The sequence below is a fragment of the Seonamhaeicola marinus genome, assembly GCF_008085455.1.
Window position 1 is genome coordinate 1 of the sequence record NZ_VSDQ01000247.1, and the last position, 472, is coordinate 472.

Annotated in this window: 1 protein-coding gene; it reads right to left on the bottom strand. The window is 29.4% G+C overall.

The window, feature by feature from the left end:
* A partial coding sequence (locus tag FUA24_RS03785) for a DNA adenine methylase (protein ID WP_148540134.1) occupies nucleotides 1–305 on the bottom strand: 305 nt, incomplete at its 3' end.
* Nucleotides 306–472: the final 167 nt, after the last annotated feature.

Genomic DNA, 472 nt, shown 5'->3' on the forward strand with positions numbered 1-472 from the left:
TTATGAGATAAAAGATAAAATTCCGTTTGCCAATTTGAAAGGGTATTTATTAATTTTTCAACATCTTCTTTTATAGAAATATAACAATTTGTTAAGTCTGTGTTTATGTCGTTTATAACTGCATTTTCCATATTAGGAAATTGTTCTAGCATCCAAAATAAAACTGCTCCACTTCCAACAAATGGTTCTATATATGTAAAACTGCTTTCAAATATATTTTTAGGTAATTGATTTTCAATCTGTTCAATTAATTGAGTTTTTCCTCCAGCCCATTTCAAGAATGGTTTTGCAATTACTTTTTTCATTAAAATATTTATTTAACGTAAAAATACATTTTCTTTTTCTATTAAAATAATCGTCCCCTCATTCGTCCCCTAGAAACAAAAAAGCCTCATAAACTCAATGTTTACAAGGCTTTACAATCTATGAAAGTGGTCCCACCTGGGCTCGAACCAGGGACTTTCTGATTATG